17 protein-coding genes are annotated in these 19,838 nt (G+C 51.9%); 15 read left to right on the forward strand and 2 right to left on the reverse strand.

Annotation, left to right across the window (positions count from 1 at the left end):
• Positions 1-282 precede the first annotated feature (282 nt).
• From LDL70_RS06795 to LDL70_RS06810, 4 genes are all read left to right on the forward strand, one after another.
• Positions 283-1,839 carry a DEAD/DEAH box helicase gene (locus LDL70_RS06795; RefSeq protein ID WP_370637815.1) on the forward strand — a complete coding sequence of 519 codons (1,557 nt, stop codon included), beginning with the start codon at positions 283-285 and terminating at the stop codon, positions 1,837-1,839.
• A 183-nt stretch (positions 1,840-2,022) separates the two neighbouring features.
• Entirely contained in the window at positions 2,023-3,066 is a 1,044-nt protein-coding gene (locus LDL70_RS06800) for a cysteine synthase A (RefSeq protein ID WP_225687954.1), read from the forward strand.
• 113 nt (positions 3,067-3,179) lie between these two features.
• On the forward strand, positions 3,180-3,926 hold the full coding sequence (locus tag LDL70_RS06805) for an alanyl-tRNA editing protein (protein ID WP_075655777.1): 747 nt from the start codon (positions 3,180-3,182) through the stop codon (positions 3,924-3,926).
• A gap of 100 nt (positions 3,927-4,026) precedes the next feature.
• Positions 4,027-4,578, forward strand: coding sequence for a GNAT family N-acetyltransferase (locus tag LDL70_RS06810; RefSeq protein WP_022712085.1), 552 nt, complete (start codon positions 4,027-4,029; stop codon positions 4,576-4,578).
• Between the two features lie 11 nt (positions 4,579-4,589).
• Here LDL70_RS06810 and LDL70_RS06815 read toward each other — a convergent pair whose 3' ends face one another.
• Together LDL70_RS06815 and LDL70_RS06820 are read right to left on the reverse strand one after the other, a co-directional pair.
• The gene (locus LDL70_RS06815) at positions 4,590-5,390 is read right to left on the reverse strand and encodes a GGDEF domain-containing protein (protein WP_225687956.1); all 801 of its coding nucleotides are present in this window, start codon (positions 5,388-5,390) and stop codon (positions 4,590-4,592) included.
• 200 nt (positions 5,391-5,590) lie between these two features.
• Positions 5,591-5,992 (reverse strand): MAPEG family protein, encoded by a 402-nt coding sequence (locus LDL70_RS06820; RefSeq protein WP_225687958.1) that lies wholly within the window; start codon positions 5,990-5,992, stop codon positions 5,591-5,593.
• A gap of 634 nt (positions 5,993-6,626) precedes the next feature.
• Between LDL70_RS06820 and LDL70_RS06825 the strand changes: the two genes are divergently transcribed.
• The 11 genes from LDL70_RS06825 to LDL70_RS06875 all read left to right on the forward strand — a co-directional run bounded on the left by LDL70_RS06825 (position 6,627) and on the right by LDL70_RS06875 (position 19,836).
• Positions 6,627-7,826 carry a septal ring lytic transglycosylase RlpA family protein gene (locus LDL70_RS06825; protein WP_225687960.1) on the forward strand — a complete coding sequence of 400 codons (1,200 nt, stop codon included), beginning with the start codon at positions 6,627-6,629 and terminating at the stop codon, positions 7,824-7,826.
• A 133-nt stretch (positions 7,827-7,959) separates the two neighbouring features.
• The gene (locus tag LDL70_RS06830; RefSeq protein WP_225687962.1) at positions 7,960-9,174 is read left to right on the forward strand and encodes a D-alanyl-D-alanine carboxypeptidase family protein; all 1,215 of its coding nucleotides are present in this window, start codon (positions 7,960-7,962) and stop codon (positions 9,172-9,174) included.
• Between the two features lie 100 nt (positions 9,175-9,274).
• On the forward strand, positions 9,275-9,928 hold the full coding sequence (tmk, locus tag LDL70_RS06835; protein WP_225687964.1) for a dTMP kinase: 654 nt from the start codon (positions 9,275-9,277) through the stop codon (positions 9,926-9,928).
• Complete coding sequence (locus LDL70_RS06840; protein WP_225687966.1) at positions 9,921-10,994, forward strand: DNA polymerase III subunit delta'; 1,074 nt, start codon at positions 9,921-9,923, stop codon at positions 10,992-10,994. Before tmk ends, LDL70_RS06840 begins: the two co-directional genes overlap by 8 nt.
• A 215-nt stretch (positions 10,995-11,209) precedes the next feature.
• Positions 11,210-12,748 carry a methionine--tRNA ligase gene (gene metG, locus LDL70_RS06845; RefSeq protein WP_225687968.1) on the forward strand — a complete coding sequence of 513 codons (1,539 nt, stop codon included), beginning with the start codon at positions 11,210-11,212 and terminating at the stop codon, positions 12,746-12,748.
• 76 nt (positions 12,749-12,824) lie between these two features.
• Positions 12,825-13,601: a TatD family hydrolase gene (locus tag LDL70_RS06850; RefSeq protein ID WP_116089360.1), complete on the forward strand. Its 777-nt coding sequence runs from the start codon at positions 12,825-12,827 to the stop codon at positions 13,599-13,601.
• An 83-nt stretch (positions 13,602-13,684) separates the two neighbouring features.
• Entirely contained in the window at positions 13,685-14,509 is an 825-nt protein-coding gene (locus tag LDL70_RS06855) for an MBL fold metallo-hydrolase (RefSeq protein WP_225687970.1), read from the forward strand.
• 129 nt (positions 14,510-14,638) lie between these two features.
• Complete coding sequence (locus LDL70_RS06860; protein ID WP_225687972.1) at positions 14,639-15,658, forward strand: histone deacetylase family protein; 1,020 nt, start codon at positions 14,639-14,641, stop codon at positions 15,656-15,658.
• Between the two features lie 231 nt (positions 15,659-15,889).
• Positions 15,890-17,641, forward strand: coding sequence for an amidohydrolase (locus LDL70_RS06865; protein WP_225687974.1), 1,752 nt, complete (start codon positions 15,890-15,892; stop codon positions 17,639-17,641).
• Between the two features lie 71 nt (positions 17,642-17,712).
• Positions 17,713-18,171 carry a redox-sensitive transcriptional activator SoxR gene (soxR, locus tag LDL70_RS06870; protein WP_022712071.1) on the forward strand — a complete coding sequence of 153 codons (459 nt, stop codon included), beginning with the start codon at positions 17,713-17,715 and terminating at the stop codon, positions 18,169-18,171.
• A 198-nt stretch (positions 18,172-18,369) separates the two neighbouring features.
• Positions 18,370-19,836: an MFS transporter gene (locus LDL70_RS06875; protein ID WP_225687983.1), complete on the forward strand. Its 1,467-nt coding sequence runs from the start codon at positions 18,370-18,372 to the stop codon at positions 19,834-19,836.
• Positions 19,837-19,838: the final 2 nt, after the last annotated feature.

The following is a 19,838-nucleotide window of genomic DNA, read 5'->3' on the forward strand; positions in this document are numbered from 1 at the left end:
CGCTTGGGTCTGATGCAAGCTATTGCATTAGGGCTTTCCATGCTGGACTTCGTTGCGTCTTGAAACTTTGCCTCATGAAGAGGTGAAATAATCCGGTCATTCCGTACCGGATACGGCAGCGCAAGTCGCGTGAGAACATCAATGTTCCGGCGCTTCGTCGTATAAAAATTTGTTTCCGGATTGCCAGCTGCGCATGGTGGTCTGATGATGCGTGTGTCCGGTTCTCCCGACCGGCGGCGCATATCGAAAGCTTATATTTTGACAAATCAAAATGAAACCGACCTGACCGCAGTTGCGGAAATTCAGGATACCAGCGGCTTCGCCGCTAAAACTGAAGATAATGCCGGCTTTGCCGCTTTGGGCATTACCGGTCTTTTGCTGAAAAATCTGGATGCAGCGGGCATGACTTCGCCAAAGCCAATTCAGCAGCAATCCCTGCCAGCCCAGCTTAAGGGCAAAGACATTCTGGGTATCGCGCAGACCGGCTCCGGCAAAACTGCGGCCTTCTCCCTGCCGATCATCGAGCAGATTCTGGCACTTGGTGATAAGCGTCTGCCTAAAACCTGCCGCGCTCTGATCCTCGCACCAACCCGCGAACTGGCTGTGCAGATTGAAGAAACCGTTCGTGTGCTCACCAAAGGCGCACATCTTTCGACCGCATTGATTTTGGGCGGTGTTTCTCGTGCCTCTCAGGTGCGCAAAATGGCGCCGGGCGTGGATATTCTGGTGGCAACACCGGGTCGTCTGACCGATCTGGTGCGTGATAAATGCGTTGATCTGTCCGCTACTAAATGGCTGGTTCTGGACGAGGCCGACCGTATGCTGGATATGGGCTTTATCAATGATGTGAAACGCATTGCCAAAGCAACGCGCTCTGACCGTCAGACAGCTTTGTTCTCGGCAACCATGCCTAAGGAAATCGTGGCACTGGCTGAAGGCCTGCTGCGTGATCCGGTGCGCGTTGAAGTTTCGCCTGCCGGTACAACTGCAGCTGAAATTACACAGGTAGTTTATACCGTACCGACCAAGGACAAGAAAAAAGCGCTGTCCGGCCTTTTGACCAATCCGAAGCTTGAAACCGTTATTGTCTTTACCCGTACCAAACATGGCGCGGATGCGGTAACTCGCACGCTGGAAAAAGACGGCTACTCCGTTGCTGCCATTCACGGTAACAAATCGCAGAACGCCCGTCAGCGTGCGCTGAACGGCTTTAAAGACCGTTCTGTGCGCGTGCTGATTGCTACTGATATTGCTGCGCGTGGAATTGACGTTCCGGGTATCAGCCATGTCATCAATTATGACCTGCCGGATGAGCCGGAGAGCTATGTGCACCGTATTGGCCGTACCGGTCGTAATGGTGCCTCCGGTGCAGCGATTACGCTTTATGACGGCGGTACAGAACATGCAAAGCTCAAGGCTGTAGAGCGTGTTATCCGCAATAAGCTGACATTGAAAGACTTGCCACCGCAGTTTGGTCCGTTGCCGGAACGCACAGAAAAACCAACCTTCGAGCACGAATGGCCAAAGCCTGATCCGCGTGCCACCGGCAAGCGTAAAACCTCGCGCCCGTATAAAAATCTGGATAAAGCACCGCAGCGCACCACTGGTTTTTCCGATGTGCGTGAACTTTATGATGATGCCGCACCTGCCAAGCCACGCGAAGCAAAGCCTGCACAGGGCGAACGTGGCCGTCAGAACCGCAATCATTCCGGTCGTGGCGGCAAAAGCTCCGCTCAGGGCGCCGGTTATAATTCCGGTCAGGCCAATAGCGGCAAGCCTGCGAATAAAAAGACCTTCCACCGCAATAAGAAACGTGCGGGTCAGGACTGGAACAGCTAATTTATAAGTCTGTTCTAAACCTTGCATAATAGTGAAATAAAACACCGCAGGAACGCTTTCCGGCGGTGTTTTTTATTGTCGGATGCAGGCTTGCCGGAAAACTGTACCTTGAATAAGCTGTTCAGCAACAATAGGTTCGGCGCAGCAATGCGTATTTCTGCGCAGAATTAAAGGACAAATATAATGGTGCAGTCAGGTGTAACAAATTCTGTGATCGAGGCGATCGGCAATACGCCGCTGATCCGCCTGAACAAAGCTTCAGAGCTCACCGGCTGCGAGATTTTCGGCAAGGCTGAATTTGCCAATCCGGGACAGTCCGTCAAAGACCGCGCGGCGCTTTATATTATCCGTGATGCAGAAAAACGCGGGCTTTTGCGCAAAGGCGGCGTGATTGTGGAAGGCACTGCCGGAAATACCGGTATCGGCCTGACCATGGTGGCCAAAGCACTTGGCTATCGCACTGTTATCGTTATCCCTGAAACACAAAGTCAGGAAAAGAAAGATGCTCTGCGTTTGCTGGGTGCGGAACTGATTGAAGTTCCGGCTGTTCCTTACAAGAACCCGAATAATTATGTCCGGCTCTCCGGCCGCTTGGCCGAGCAACTGGCCAAAACCGAACCGAATGGCGCGATCTGGGCAAACCAGTTTGACAGCCAGATCAACCGTCAGGCGCATATTGAGACAACAGCACCGGAAATCTGGCAGCAGACTGAGGGCAAAATTGACGGTTTCATTTGTGCGGTCGGTTCCGGTGGCACACTGGCCGGTGTGGCAGAGGGGCTGCGCGGCTTCAGCAAAGATATCAAAATCGGTCTGGCTGATCCGGAAGGCGCGGCGCTCTATTCCTATTACACCACGGGCGAACTGAAGGCTGAGGGATCATCCATCACGGAAGGTATCGGGCAGGGACGCGTTACCGGTAATCTCGAAGGTTTCAAGCCGGATTTCGCCTATCAGATCAGCGATGCAGATGCTTTGAAAATCGCTTTTGATCTGGTGCAGGAAGAAGGTCTCTGCCTCGGTGGCTCATCGGCCATCAATATTGCCGGTGCTATCCGCATGGCGAAAGATCTCGGCAAAGGCGCACGGATTGTGACAATTCTGGCTGATTACGGTAATCGCTACCAGTCAAAAATGTATAATCCGGCCTTCCTTGAAGAGCGTGGCCTGCCGGTGCCGCAATGGCTTCTGACACGTTCAGACATTGCAGTTCCTTACGAGGTGTAAAACCTAGTCTCTATGTTGTTATCATAGTTTCAGGAAAAGCGGTTTTACTTTTCCTGAAACTGCTTTAAACCTCTCGCAAAAGACTTTTTCTTAAATGTTTGCATGAGGGTATGATGACACAGAGTCTGGAAACCAATCCGCTTTTCCGCGAAGATGCTTATCTGAAAGCGACGCCGGCCAAGGTGATCGGTCTCACGGATGAAGGCGGCGTTATTCTCGATCAGACCGTGTTTTATGCCACATCCGGCGGTCAGCCGGGTGACAGCGGTTTGCTGCGCCGTGCAGACGGCAGCATCATTCAGATTGCCACCACTGTTAACGGCGCAACCAAGAATGATTTCATTCATGTGCCTGCTGAAGGTGAAACACTGCCGCAGCTTGGTGAAGAGTTGATTGCAGAGATCGACTGGGAGCGCCGTTTCAAGCTGATGCAAATGCATACAGCCTGCCATTTGCTTTCCGTGATTTGTCCGTTTCCGGTGACCGGCGCTTCAGTTAATATTGATGACAGCCGCATTGATTTCGACATGCAGGGCAATGACCTGACAAAAGAGCAGGTCAGTGAAAAGCTGATGGAAATGGTCAATGCCGCATCGCCGGTGACTACAAACTGGATCAGCGATGAAGAACTGGCTGCCAATCCTGATCTGGTAAAATCCAAGAATGTGCGCCCGCCGGTCGGGCAGGGACGTATCCGTTTAGTGCTGATCGGCGACAATGGTTCCGTAGACTCACAGCCATGCGGCGGCACGCATGTGGCCAATACCTCCGAAATCGGTGAAATTCATATCGGCAAGGTTGAGAAAAAAGGCAAAGAAAACCGCCGCTATCGTATCCGTTTCGGTAAGGCTCCGGCATAATATCGCTGCTTTTCCTTGTCATTATCAGGAAAACAAAGCAGTTGAGCGATCCGGCGTGCATAATGAAATATGCACGCCCTGAAATGAAGATCGGAACCCTATGAGCGATCCTACGGATAACGACGATAAAACGCTCGCTGATGAAGTGAGCGTTAATATTACCCGGCTGGAAATGGCTGCACCGTTAAATGTCGCGGTGCCTTTGCCTGCAGGTCTCCGGCTGGCAATCATGCTGGCAGAAAATATGCCGGTGCATCTCTATCGCTATCTTTATGAGGTCATCGGCAAGCCGCATCACTGGATGCTGCGCCGTATGCAGAATGATGAGACTGTTACCTCGATCATTCAGGCCGAGGAAACCCGCATTCTGCTGCTCTATGTGGATGGTTGTCCCGCAGGTTTTGCTGAAATGCGGCTCAATCTGCCGGAGAGCGTTGATCTGCTCTATTTCGGTTTGGTGCCGGATTATCAGGGGCGGGGTCTGGCAAAATTCTTCTTTGCCGAGGCTCTGGCAGCAGCATGGTCGCATAATCCGGAAAAACTGCGCCTTGAAACCAATACGCTTGATAGCCCCCGCGCTTTACAGCTCTATCAGCGCATGGGCTTTTCGCCCGTTTCCACGGCTGAGGATGTGATTACGCTCTGGAAATAGAGCGTAATCCGTCAGAAATTGCGCCGGTCCCGGCTTTCTTCTGCATCTGAAATCAGGTGAATTTTCCTGGCATCTGTTTCAGCTGTTTCTGCCGGTTCAAAAACAATGCAGTTCCGCCCCTGATTTTTTGCCTCATAAAGACAATGGTCGGCACGGCTGAAAATCTGCGAATTGCTGTCGCTTTTATGGGCAAGGGCACCGCCCGCACTGATTGTCAGCGGTTCAACATGGCTCTGTGATACATAAAACGGCGTGTTCTCTATTTCCACGCGAATACGCTCGGCAACGCTGATAGCGGCAGCGCGGCTGGCATTGGGCAGGTAAACGCAAAATTCCTCACCGCCGACACGGCCAACCAGATCACCCTTACGGGTCACATTCTGCAAAGCATAGGCAATCAGCTTTAAGGCGCGGTCACCGACTGTATGGCCGTATTTATCATTGATATTCTTAAAGTGATCCGCATCAATAAGCAGTAACGCGCCTGCATCTTGACGGGAGCGGACAGTGCGCATCATTTCAAAGAAAGCCTCTCGATTATAGAGGTTGGTCATATAATCGATCTTTGAACGCGCCTGTAATTCATGATGGGCTTTCTCCAGATCGGAAAATGCTTTTGAAAGCTGCGTATTACGGTGAAACACCACCGTCATTGCCGGAAAAGCGGTAATCAGAGGGAGGATCAGACTCAGGCTGATGCTGAGCGTGCCAACCGGCTCATTGCGGATAAGCCCGACAATCATGTTGATTGCAACACAAAGCAGCGCAGCCGCAGCAGAAACAATAAAGGCTTTTATAAGAGCTGATTTCATAGTCTGTTCAAATATCCCTGAGCGTATGCTGTAGTCTGAATATTTCAGTTAATGACTGGAAATGCTGAATAGAAATTACTGGCCAACCCGATATTCTCCTCCACATAAAGGAATAGTTCTTTCAAGCCTATTAAAATCAGGAATTGGCGTAAATTCTTTATAAATAAGAGCTTTTTATTTTAGCGATACATAAACCTGCATTATACGAATAGCCCCGTCAGTGCCAAAATTATCATGCCAAGTCCGGCCAGAGAGACAACCCAGATCAGGCTTCGCACATAAGGAATCCCGAAAGCATAAGCGGGAATATAAAAGATGCGCCCGATAACATAGATCCACGCGCCTGCAGCAGTGAGGCCGCTTTCCCGACCGGCAATATGGGCAATAAGCACGGCAGCGAGAAACAGGGGCAGGGTTTCATAAAGATTGCGCTGCGCCCGTTCCAGCCGTGCGGTGATAATGCCGACAGGCGGCCCCGCCTCATCACGTGGTCCGGCATTATAATCCAGACCTGTCTCACCGTTGCGGAAAAACGCGGGAAGCAAAACCTGAATAATTGCTACAATAAGCATGACGACAGCAAGGTTCAGTTCTGTACTCAAACTCTTCTTCCTTCATCGGAGGCAGATGCATGTCCGCAGCATTTCTGACAGCGGTTTATTTCAGGAAAAGATCAAAGCGGAATTTCATCTGTCCCCAGCGAAATATAAACTTGGTTAACGCGGGCACATCAAGAGAAATCCGGTGCCGGGATTTTGGGGCGGATAAAGCTGCTGGCAGATATTCGTTTGTTTCTTCATGGCAATAAACCATTGTTAATAAAGCGAGTTAATCAAATAGGGTTTGTTGTTCTGCTGATTATCAAAAAAGAAATTATCCCCCGAAATGCACATAAATAATGAAAGATCTGATTTAAATATGTAGGCGAAAAAACCGGCGGGCAAGGTTTGGGGATTTGCTTTGTGCGGATTTTTAAGATTCTATCAATTAATTCTTGCGAACAGTCGCCAAATGTTGTGCATTTTCCGCTCTGAACAAAGGCGGGGATAAAGGTTTTGAAACTGTTTCGTTTTACAAGTGACAGGCTGGCATTGTCTGACTGGTATAAATGACAGGGGAAATGCCGGTTTTGTTGCAGACTGAATGTTGTTGTTTGTAATGGGTTTGAGTAGCGTAATGAAGTCATTTCAGAAACAGCCGCATGGGCCTGTTGCAATGAACAAGAGCGGGGGCCGGATGCTGCATTCTTCTCGGGTGAAACATATTCTTTGTCTTGGTGTGGTGGGATTGCTGGTTACAGCCTGTGCCTCTCCCCAGCCGGAAGTGAAGAAGAAAAAGCGCTCCAAGGAATATTTTGCAGAATCCGTCTATGGCGTAAAAGCCAGCCCGCGTGTAGCCAATGGCAAGAAAATCCCGCGCGGCGGCGGCCGCAATCAGGTTGGCAAGCCTTATAAAGTCAAAGACAAGTGGTATAAGCCGAAGGAAGACCCGAATTATGTGAAGGTCGGCCGCGCTTCCTGGTATGGTTCGGCCTTTCATGGCCGTCTGACCGCCAATGGCGAGGTCTATGACATGACCCACCTGACAGCCGCGCATCCGACCATGCCGCTGCCAAGCTATGCCCGCGTCACCAATACCGCCAATGGCAGTTCAGTTATTGTACGCGTGAATGACCGCGGCCCTTATTCCAACGAGCGTATCATTGACATGTCGGAAAAAGCGGCTGAAATGCTGGATTACAAGCATCACGGCACCGCGAATGTTAAAGTGGAATATGTTGGCCGTGCACCTTTGCATGGTCAGGATGATGCATTCCTGCTCGCTTCTTACCGCCCTGCGGGTGGCGACAGCATCGGCCAGCCTGCGACAGGCGTGATGATGGCCATGAACGGCCCGACACCGACATCTGCACCAAACCGTGCAGAACAGGGTGCGGCCAGCGCATTTGACCAGATTTCCGCACAGCCGGAACTGCCTTTCGGTTACGCTGACGGCGCAGCGCCTGTGCTGCCATCTGTTATTCCTGTGCCGCTGGATAAGCCATATGGCCTCTATGCATCTGCGCAGAATGATATTCTGGTCAGCGCCTATGCCGGAAACCGCATCGCTCAGGCCAATGAGGGTATCTATTCCAAAGTGCTGATGCCGGATGCAGCCTCTGCCGAATGGCGCAATGCGCAGGCTGCAAAATATCTGCAGGCCGGTGCGGAGCAGGGTGAGTTTGTTGATCTCGGTACTTTCAGCAGCAAGGATGAGGCAGACCGTATTGCCTCTGCGCTTAAAAATATCGGAACAATCAGCAGCAGCATGACCCCGCAGGCTCAGGGCGATTTATACAGCCTGACTGCAAAATCACGCAGCGGCAATAATGACGCGCTGTTGCAGGCCGCATGGGCTGCCGGTGCAAATGATGCTTTTGTGGTGCGTGCCGAGTAATTTTTTACAGCGTGATATATCGTGTTCAAACGTCCGGCTATGCCGGACGTTTTTGTTTCAGCTTCATTGATCGTCAATCATCGTGAACTATTTTTGAGTCTGTTACAGAGAGAAATCACAACCGGAGAACAAGGTGGCCTGCTTTACCGGCACATATGAAAAGACAAAATCTGCAGGAAAGCTGCGTTTTGCTGCTGTGCTGATCGTGAGCCAGTTTATACTATCTCATGCGCAAGGCGCCGAGCCGCCATTTGCGGTGAAGTCCGAACAGGTTTTGCTGTTCGATTCCGATACAGGCAGCGTCTTATTCGCCCGCAAAGCCGATGCGCCGTTTCCGCCGGCCTCTCTGGCAAAGCTGATGACCGCGGAAGTTGCGTTTCATGCGCTGACAACCGGAAAATTGCAACCGGAAACCAGTTTTACAGTCAGTGAACATGCGTGGCGCACCGGTGGTGCACCTTCGGGTACGGCAACAATGTTTGCCAAAATCAAATCACAGCTGACAGTCAATGACCTGATACAGGGCATTACAGTGCAATCCGCCAATGACGGCGCGATTGTACTGGCAGAGGGCATGAGCGGCAGTGAGCAGGCTTTCACCGTGCTGATGAACCAACGGGCGCAGGAACTGGGGTTAAAAAGCTCCGTTTTTGCGAACCCGACCGGTTTACCACTGGATGGTGCTACCCAAAAAGTAACGCTGAACGATATGGTGAAACTCGCGCAGCATCTGCACAAAACCTATCCGCAATATTATCCGCTTTATGCGCAGGAAAGCTTTACGTGGAATAATATTATGCAGCGCAACCGCAATCCTTTGCTGCGGTTGAATCTGGGTGCTGATGGTCTGGCTATGGGCGGCACCAAGGATTCCGGCTTTTCTTTTGTCGCATCCGCTGAATCCGGTGGGCGGCGCATATTTATCGGGCTGAACGGAGCCAAAACCATTCAGGACAGAACCGAAGATGCTGAAAAGCTGATCCGCTGGGCAATGAATGATTTCGTTAAACTGCCGGTTTTTACTGCGGGTACAGAAGTGGCTCAGGGCTCACTCTATGGCGGAACGCAAGGATCAGTCGGGCTTGTGGTTCATGATGCGGTTTCCGTGCTTGTGCCTGTTCAGGATAAAGGCAAACTGCGCTCGCAAGTGATTTATCAGGGGCCGGTATCGGCACCGGTCTCCAAAGGACAGGAAATCGGCCGGATTCAAGTGCTGCGGGATAAGGAAATATTGCTCGAACGCCCTGTCTTTGCTGCGCAGGATGTGAGTGAGGGAACTTTGCGCAACAAGTCGATGGATGCGCTCTATGAGCTGGCGACAGGCTGGATACGTCGTTTGCTGAAATAAGACTGCTTGTTTCCTTTGTCAGTTTTATTTGACAAAGCTATGCCTATCCCTCATTAAACTTATAATTATTAACGGTGTACAGCGTAGGAAAATCAGAGCTTTGTCAGGATTGCTGATCACATTTGAAGGCGGAGAAGGCGCGGGGAAATCCACGCAGATTCTTGCTTTGGCTGATCATCTGCGCGCTCAAGGCTTTGAGGTTATGGTCACGCGTGAACCGGGCGGCTCAGCAGGGGCAGAGGCTGTGCGCCATGTCATCCTGAGCGGTGCGGCAGAAACCTATGGCCCTGCGATGGAGGCACTGCTATTTGCCGCCGCCCGCAGCGATCATATTGACCAGAAAATCCGCCCTGCGATTGAAGCCGGACAGATTGTGCTCTGCGACCGTTTTATTGATTCAAGCCGTGTTTATCAGGGCATCAGCGGCAATCTTGATCCGCAATTCATGCGCTCGGTTGAGCGTATTGCCATTGATGGCACTATGCCTGATCTGACTTTCATTCTCGATATTCCGGCAGATAAGGGCTTAGCCAGAGCAGGCTTGCGTCGCGGCAATGAAGTGGCAGATCGCTTCGAAAAAGAAACTATCGCCACCCACGAAGCGCGTCGTCAGGCATTTCTGGCTATCGCCGCCGAAGAGCCGCAACGTTGCAAGGTAATTGATGCGGACCGCTCGGTGCATGAGATCAGCGCTGAAGTAGCTGCACTCGCCGATGCTGTTCTGAGCCCGCAAGAGGTGTCTGCCCATGGCTGAACAGGCACCCAACAGTACCTATGATGCGATTGATGGTGTTCCTGCACCCAATGCGACCAGTTTTCTGACTGCGCATGAGGAAGTGCGCACATTTCTCGCGCAGGCCTATCAGGAAGGTCGCATGCATCATGCGCTGTTATTCGAAGGCTTGCAGGGCATAGGTAAAGCGACAACCGGATTTCATCTTGCCGGACATATGCTGAAATATCCCGACAGTGCATCAGCGCCGCAGCAGCTGAGCACGCCGGATCTGGATGCCGCGCCGTATCGTCAAATGTCACAAGGAATGCATCCGGCGCTGCTGCATATTACACGACCGTTTGATGCGAAAACCGGCAAATACCGCACGGCGATTACCGTTGAAGAAATCCGCCGTATCACGCATTTTCTGAGCCGCACGTCCGGTGACGGCGCATGGCGCATCGTTATTATTGATCCTGCGGATGATATGAACCGCAATGCTGCCAATGCTTTGCTGAAAACGCTGGAAGAACCACCGGCACGGGCGCTGTTTATTCTGATTTCGCATTCATCCGGCCGTTTGCTGCCGACGATCCGCTCGCGCTGCCAGTCACTGGCTTTCAAGCCGCTGAATGATAATGAGCTGAAGCGCGCGCTGGAAGTTGCAGGCAGAGATGTCGGCATTGATGTACAGGATCAGGCTTATTTCACTGCACTCAGCGCGCGGGCGGAAGGTTCTGTGCGCAAAGCTTTGTTGCTGGTAGCGCATGGCGGTTTAGAAATCACTGATACAGTCGATGCTGTGCTGAGCGGCAATCACTTTGATCTGCCAAAGGCGCAGGCGCTTGCCGCTGTGCTTGGTGGCCGTGAAGCCGATGTGCAGAACCAGCTTTTCCTTGAATATTTGCTGGATAAAGCTGCCGCGCAGGCACTTGGTCTTGCTGAACAAGGGCAGGTGGTGCAAGCCAGTCAATGGTCGCAATTCTGGGATGATCTGCGTCGCGAGGCGATGGAAACGGAAAGCTATAATCTTGACCGCAAACAGGCGGCACTGATTATGATGGAAAAGATGCATCGCGCTATGCGCAGCGGCATGCCGGTCTAAGGTTTGAGACCGGCTGATGCCGCCGAGCAAACCGGTCACTGTGAAAGGGCAGAAATATGCCATTCACAGGATCAAGAAACCGCATAAACAAGCATGAGTTTCTGAATTCGATGCATTTAGGGCTGACTTACGGTCTGACATGCGATATGCCGGTTTTATCAGTTATCATCATATTGACTTCATGAGATAAAATATCTCGACAAGACGGATCCGACATGAGCCGCGAAAAATTTTACATCACTACCCCGATCTTCTATCCGAACGGCACACCGCATATCGGCCATGCCTATACATCGATTGCCACCGATGCCATGGCGCGCTTCCAGCGTCTGGACGGCAAAGATGTGCTGTTTCTGACCGGTACAGACGAACATGGTCTGAAAATGCAGCAGACCGCCGAGAAGGAAGGCATTACGCCGCTTGAACTGGCTGACAAAAACTCCGCCGTGTTCCGCGAAATGCTGGCGAAAATCGGTTCCAGCCATGACCAGTTCATCCGCACCACGGAAGAACGCCATTACAAAGCCTGTCAGCATATCTGGGAGCGTATGGTCGCGAATGGCGATATCTATCTCGACAGCTATGCAGGCTGGTATTCGGTTCGTCAGGAAGCTTATTTCGACGAGAGCGAAACAACCGTCGGTGAAGATGGCGTTCGCCGTGAGCCGATCGGTTCGCCGGTAGAATGGCATGAAGAAGAAAGCTATTTCTTCCGTCTGTCCAAATACCAGCAGCCGCTGATCGATTATTTCGTAAAGCATCCGGAATTTGTCGGTCCGTCTGAGCGCCGCAATGAAGTGCTGAGCTTCATCAAATCCGGCCTGCGTGATCTGTCCGTTTCCCGCACCACATTCGACTGGGGCGTGCCGGTTCCGGGCAATGACAAGCATGTGATGTATGTCTGGGTTGATGCGTTGACCAACTATCTCACCGCTATCGGTTATCCGGATATGGATGCGGAGAAGGCACAGTTCTGGCCTGCAACTGCCCATATTCTCGGTAAAGACATTGTTCGTTTCCACGCGGTTTACTGGCCTGCGTTCCTGATGTCTGCCGGACTGCCGCTGCCGGAACGTGTTTTCGCCCATGGCTTCCTGTTCAACCGCGGCGAGAAAATGTCGAAGTCGGTCGGCAATGTGATCGATCCGTTTGCATTTATCGACCGCTATGGTCTGGATCAGGTGCGCTACTTCTTCCTGCGTGAAGTGCCTTTCGGTCAGGACGGCAGCTACAATCACGAAGCGATTGTCAACCGTACCAATGCCGATCTGGCCAATGATCTGGGCAATCTGGCGCAGCGCTCGCTGTCGATGATCGCCAAGAACTGCGAAGGTAAAGTGCCGGAAAAAGCTAACTTCCATGAGGAAGATACGGCTATTCTGAAACTGGCTGAAGAAGCAATTGAACTTGCCCGCAATGCGATGAAGGTTCAGGCCATTCATCAGGCGCTGGCGGCAATCTTCAATGTTGTATCCGAAGCCAATCGTTACTTCGCAGCTCAGGAACCTTGGGCACTGCGCAAGACCGATCCGGTACGTATGGGCACAGTCTTGTATACGACCGCAGAAGTGCTGCGCCGCGTTGCAATTATGACTCAGGCCTATATCCCGACATCTTCAGCCAAGCTGCTCAATATTCTGGGTGTTGCAGAGGATAAGCGCAGTTTCGCTGATCTCGGCGATGTGCTGATCAGCGGTGCTGAACTGCCTGCACCGGAGCCGATCTTCCCGCGTTATGTGGAAACTGAAGAGTAATATCTTATATCAGATACGGGCGAATTATCGCCCGTATCATTTTCCCGAGTGCTAAGCCTCGGGCAGGACTTTTATTATGCTTGTAGACAGCCATTGCCATCTCGATTTCGCTGATTTTGCAGAAGAGCGTGACGCGATTATTCAGCGTGCTCTCGATGCCGGTGTCGAAAAGATGATCACCATCTGCACCCGTGTGAAGAAATTCGATCAGATTTTAGCGCTCGCGGAGAGCTATGATCCGGTTTATTGCTCGGTCGGCACCCATCCGAATAATGCCCATGAAGAGCTGGATGTAACGGCTGATGAACTGGTACGTCTTGCGCAGCATCCGAAAGTCGTGGCAATCGGTGAAGCTGGTCTGGATTATCACTATGATTATTCAACACCGGAAGCGCAGCGCCAAGGCCTGCTGACACATATTGAAGCGTCACGCCGCACGCAATTGCCGCTTGTGATTCATGCGCGCAGTGCGGATGAGGATATGGCAGCATTGTTGCGTGAGGAAACCGCCAAAGGCGCGTTTCCGTTTATTTTGCATTGCTTCTCGTCTGGCATTGAACTGGCGCGTACCGGCGTTGAGCTTGGCGGCTATGTGTCTTTCTCCGGTATCATCACTTTCAAGAACTCTGCCGAAATTCGTGAAGCGGCAAAAATCGTGCCGCATGATCGTCTGCTGGTAGAGACTGATGCACCTTATCTGGCACCGATGCCACATCGCGGAAAACGCAATGAGCCGTCCTATGTTGCGCATACAGCTGCGGTTCTGGCGGATGTAATCGGTGTGAGCGATGCGGATATCCGCCGGATGACCGGTGAGAATGTGCTGCGTCTGTTTACTAAAATACCTCGCTGATTATGTTCGTTCAAACTATCAGATAATCATTTCAACCTTTTGATATTTAATTATTAAAAGGCGTATAAAAGCGGAACTGGCACATGTCTGACTTCTATCGCTTTACGGTTCTTGGTTGCGGCTCATCTCCGGGTGTGCCGCGTCCGAATGGCGATTGGGGTAAGTGCAATCCGGACAATCCGAAAAACCGCCGCCGCCGTGCATCACTGTTGGTGGAGCGTGTCAGCCCTCATGGCACGACGCGTGTGGTGATCGATACAGGGCCGGATTTTCGCGCACAAATCATTGACGGGCTGGCAGGCAAAACTGACCGTCATATCGATGCGGCGATCTATACGCATCCTCATGCCGACCATATTCACGGTATTGATGATTTGCGCAGTTTTGTGCTCGACAGTAAGAGCCTGATGCCAATCTATGCAAATCGTCTGACGCTCAACCGGCTTTATGAGGCTTTCGGCTATTGTTTCGCCACGCCCTTCGGCTCAAGCTATCCGCCAATTCTTAAAGCCCATGAAATCGGTAATACCGAGAGTTTTACCATTAACGGGGCAGGCGGTCCGATCCGCTTTAAGCCAATGCCGATGGTGCATGGCGATATTACCAGTCTCGGCTTTCGCATTGAAAATGTGGCCTATTGCTCGGACGTGAATGAATTTCCGCCGGAAACAGCAGCATCTCTGGAAAATCTGGATGTTTTGCTGATTGATGCTCTGCAATACAGGCCACATCCAAGCCATTTCAGTCTGGATGAAGCGCTGGTATGGGTTTCACGCCTGAAACCGCACCGTGCCATTCTCACCCATATGCATGTGCCGCTGGATTATGATGAAGTGCGCGCTCTTGTACCCGAGAATGTCGAGCCAGCCTATGACGGTATGGTTTTTGAAGTTCCCGCAAATCACTGATTTAGCTCAGCCTGTTGTTTTTATTTGCAATCGGGCAATCCTCTCCGTAGTTTCCTGTCGTGCAGTTATTTCAGGAGGCCATATCGCAGATATGGAGCAATAATTGCAGCATGAGGAGGAAACTGATTTATGAAATTTACATTTGCTGAGCCTCAGCGCGCGCATAATCCGGCCATGTTTTTATCTGCCGGTGCCCGCAAACCCAATCCGGAAGTGCCTGAGCGCATACAGCGGCTTTTAACCGGCGCTAATGATGCCGGACTTGCAATGATTGCAGCGCAGGATCACGGTCTGGCACCGGTCAGCGCCGTGCACAGCCCTGAATATCTGGAATTCCTGCAGGTCATTTACGGGCAATGGCAGACAATCAGTGGCGCATCCGATGAGGTCATTCCGAATATCCATCCGAACCGCCGCGATTTTTCCTATCCGACATCACCGGTCGGTCGTGCTGGCTATCATATGGCCGATACGGCCTGTCCGATTGCTGCAGATACGTGGAATTCTGCTTATTGGAGTGCGCAGACGGCAATTGAAGCAGCCAGATTGGTGCAGAATGGCGAGCCTGCAGCCTATGCTTTGTGCCGTCCGCCCGGTCACCATGCCTATGCCGACATGGCGGGCGGCTTCTGCTTTCTGAACAATTCCGCCATTGCTGCACAGGTACTGCGCGAGAGCCATGACCGCGTGGTTGTTCTCGATGTGGACCTGCATCACGGCAATGGCACGCAAGGCATTTTCTATCACCGTGCCGATGTGATGACAGTTTCCATCCATGTTGATCCGGCGGTTTTCTATCCGTTTTTCTGGGGGCATGCCTCAGAGCGCGGTGAGGGCGCAGGCCTTGGCTATAATTACAACCTGCCTTTGGCTCGCGGTTCCGGCAATCAGGAATTTTTGGATGCGCTGGATCTGGCATTGGATCGTATCCGCGCCTATCGGCCGGGTGCTTTGGTTCTGGCGCTTGGGCTTGATGCTTCCGAGCATGATCCGTTTGGCGGTTTTACCGTCAATGAGCAGGGTTTCACCAGCATTGCTCAGAAATGCGCAAGCCTGAATTTACCGACAGTGATTGTGCAGGAAGGTGGTTATATCTGCGATCAGTTGGGCGGAAATCTCACGCATTTTCTGCGCGGCTTCGGCGGATAATCTACATTCAATGAATATTTGCTGAGCAGGCGGTCAAGAAACTGCCTGCTCAGTCAATAAAATTGTTTAAACGAACTTGATTTTGTGTATATTCAAAGCTGTTTTATATAAATTTCATTTGTATTTATTGTGATTTTAAAATTATTATTATTTTTAGTTTTATTTGATCTTACATATATGTGCGTTCAGGAATAATCCGGCATCAAATAATCCTTACAGGGGAAATATCCGATGTGTTTAGCCTGCAATCCCGGAGTTACAGCCATTCTGAGAAACGCCGCATCACGGCGTAATTTTTTGAAATATATGGGAGTGGCGGCCACTTCTGTTTTCGCCGCCTCAGTTATGGAAAGCAGAACAGCGCTGGCCGCAGCTTCTGCTGACGGATCCGCTGATGTGATCTTTAAGGGCGGCACTATCCTCACCATGAATAAGGAGAATGCCCGCGCTGAAGCTATTGCCATTCGCGGCGATACTATTCTCGGCGTCGGAACGGCTGAGGATATGCAGGCTTTAAGCGGCTCTAAGACGCGCATTGTTGATCTTGGCGGCCGCACATTAATGCCGGGTCTGATTGATCCGCATATGCATTCGACCTTTGTGGTGCTGGATGACTGGATTGACGTCAGCCCGATGGCCACACCGACCTTTAAGGATGTCTGGCTTCAGCTGAAAGCTGGTGTAGACAAGGCAAAATCAGGTGACTGGATTCGGGCGAAGAATTTTGACCCCAGCATCACCAAAGATGCCCGCCCGCCGACAATGGCAGAGCTTGATGCACTGGCGCCGGACAATCCGTTTTTCATGATGGAGAGTAACGGACATATTGCCTATGCAAATAGTGCTGCCATGAAACTGGCTGACATTACGGAAGACACCAAAGACCCTTCCGGTGCACGCTTTGTGCGTGATGCAAATGGCAAACTCAGCGGCAGGCTTGAAGAGAGCGCGGCGCAGGAACCATTTATCGAGAAGATGCCGCAACCAACGGCAGCGGAAGTACAGAAGCGCATTCGCGGATTATTCGATCATGCGGCATCTGTGGGCTGCACAAGCCTGCATGATTGCAGCATTGGTATGTTGTCCGGCGTCAATGATATTGCGCTTCTTGATGCCGTGATGGCTGATAATCCGCCGGTGCGCTATCGCGGGATGCTGATTTCAACATTGATGGATGAATGGGACAAGCTTGGTATCAAACCCGGTCATGGCAATGACCTGTTCCGTATTGATGGTATCAAAGCCTGGGCAGACGGTTCCAATCAGGCAGAAACCGGCTATCAGCGCGAGAATTATCTGGGCAGCAATAGCCGCGGGGCACTGAATTACAGCCTTGAGCAAATCACCGAAGTCATAAAGCGTGCGCATGATGGCGGCTGGCAGGTCGGCGTTCATGCCAATGGTGACGGGGCAATTGACACGGTGATTGAAGCCTATCAGACCGTGCTGCAAGGCTCGGCACCGAATGATCTGCGCCACCGGATTGAGCATTGCAGTGTTCTGCATCCTGAGCAGATGGAGAAAATGGTGCGGCTTGGCCTGTCGCCGTCTTTCCTCGTCGGCCATGTACGATGGTGGGGCAAGGCCTTCCGTAATCGCATTCTGGGGCCGGAGCGGGCGAAATATTATGACCCTTGCGCCTCGGCTTTAGCCGCCGGTTTGCGCATTTCGCTGCATTCCGACTGGAGCGTAACGCCGATTGAACCTCTGCGCTATGTGCAGGATGCGGTTGCCCGTGTGATGAATGAGGGCGGCGGTGTCTTCTTCTCCGACGAATGCATACCGGCAGAAGCCGCATTGCGTGCTGTAACCATTGACGCTGCATGGCATTGTCATATGGATGATAAGGTTGGCAGCCTTGAAACCGGAAAATATGCGGACTTCGCCATACTGGAACAGGACCCGACTAGCGGCGTGAAAGATATCGGCAAAATCAAAGTCAGCGAAACATGGATGGCAGGCGAGCAGCGCTATACAGCCTGACATTTTCGTGAGTGCCTGTATTTATTGCGCAGCCTGATTTACCATACCTCATCCATCCTTGAGGTTTGATTATGTCATCGGGTAAACTCAAAGAAACGCTGACGGTGGGCGATGTTGCCCGCCGCAGTGGTGTTCCTGTTTCCACTATCCATTTTTATGAAGCAAAAGAGCTGATAGCCGGATGGCGCACCGCCGGTAATCAGCGGCGCTACCACCGTGCGGTTCTGCGCCGTATTGCTATTATCCGCATTGCCCAGCGTGCCGGAATTTCCCTGTCGATTATCCGTGATGCATTGGAAGATCTCCCGCATGACCATGTGCCGACAGCACGGGACTGGCGGCAATTTACCAATGCATGGAAAGATATGCTGGAGGAGCGCATTGTCAGCCTGATGCAGCTGCGCGATCAGATTGCCACCTGTATCGGCTGCGGGTGCCTTTCTCTGGCGGATTGTCCGTTGCGCAATCCGGATGATGAACTTGGTGAACAAGGGGCAGGGCCGCGCCGCCTGCTGAGAAAAAAACTTTAACACAACAATACAAATACGGCTTGACCTCAACTTTGGTTGAGGTTCTATAAGCGTGTCGGTGCTTGCGACGACTTGTCATTTTTGGCCGGTTGTCACGGCATTCTTTTGAGATGCTGCATGAATTTCTCCGTGAAAAATCCGGTGAGGTCTGCGGCGGCAAAGGAACCTTTGCGTTCACACGCATTTTGGAGAGCCGACATGAGAAATGATACGACGGGCGCAGTACCAGCCGGTGCTGATGCCGCCATGGTAAAAAGAGATAATGCTCCGGCCGGCTGGGGTGAATTATTCAGCGGAAAAAACGGAATTTATGCGCTTGCCCTTGCCGGTGGCGTAACTTTACATGCCGTCAATATGTATATCGCTACGACGGTTATGCCTTCCGTGATCGTTGAAATCGGCGGGCTCGATTTTTATGCATGGACAACAACCTTATTCGTAGTCGCCTCTATTCTGGGCGCGGCTCTGACCGCTAAATTACTGAAAAGCACAGGGCCGCGCGGTGCCTATCTGGTCGCCACATTGTTATTTGGCACCGGCACGCTGATTTGTTCACTGGCGATCAATATGCCGGTTATGCTGCTCGGACGTGCGGTACAGGGACTGGGCGGCGGCTTTCTCTATGCGCTTGCCTATGGCCTGACACGGATCGTGCTGCCCGAGCACCTATGGGGGCGGGCGATTGGCCTGATCTCGGCTATGTTTGGTATGGCAACTCTGATTGGCCCCGCAATCGGTGGCGTTTTCGCCGAGTATAGCGCATGGCGTGCGGCTTTCTGGTCTTTACTGCCCTTTGCTGCTTTGTTTGCCGTGCTGGCTTTCACAACTTTACCAAAGCGCAGCTGGGATAAGAATGAGCAATCCTCCATACCGGTTTTACAGCTTATTCTGCTGACCGGTGCAGTGCTGGCGGTTTCAGCCGGCAGCCTGTCAAAAGAATTGTCATGGAATATGATCGGTCTGGCCGGAGCGCTGACTATGGTTGTCGCCATAGCTCTCGTGGATATGAATGCCAGATCCCGCCTGTTACCGCGCAAAGCTTTCAATATTTCCACACCGCTGGGGGCGCTCTATCTGATGATTGCTCTGCTGATGATGAGCATGCAGCCGGAAATTTATGTGCCTTATCTGTTGCAGAAACTGCATGGTCAGACTCCGCTCTGGGCAGGCTATCTTGCAGCACTGATGGCAATCGGCTGGACAGCGGCTTCTTTCCTCAGCTCACGTTGGCAAAAGAGCGGTGGTTTTCTGATTTTCTCAGGTCCCGTCATGGTACTGGCGGGGCTGATCCTGCTTGCCATTTTCATGCCGGTTCATGGTGGCGGAGACTGGAGATATTTGCTGCCTCTCTGCATCGGGCTGGTTCTGATCGGCTTTGGCATTGGTCTGGCATGGCCAGGTCTGGTCACGCGGGTTTATCAGAGTGCACCGGCAACTGAACAGGATCTTGCTTCAGGAGGCATGACCACAGTGCAATTATTCGCCATTGCATTCGGAACAGCCTGCGCCGGTATGATTGCCAATTTTGCCGGTATATCGGATGCGGGTGATATTGCCGGTGCGTCCAATGCCTCGCTATGGCTGGCGGGTCTTTTTGCAGCGGCTCCGGTTCTGGCTATATTTGTGGCGATGAAAGTCGTGCGCCTCACCGGAGGCAAAGGATAAGC

Source organism: Pseudochrobactrum sp. XF203 (genome assembly GCF_020341615.1).
In the GTDB taxonomy this organism is placed as follows: Bacteria; Pseudomonadota; Alphaproteobacteria; order Rhizobiales; family Rhizobiaceae; genus Pseudochrobactrum; species Pseudochrobactrum saccharolyticum.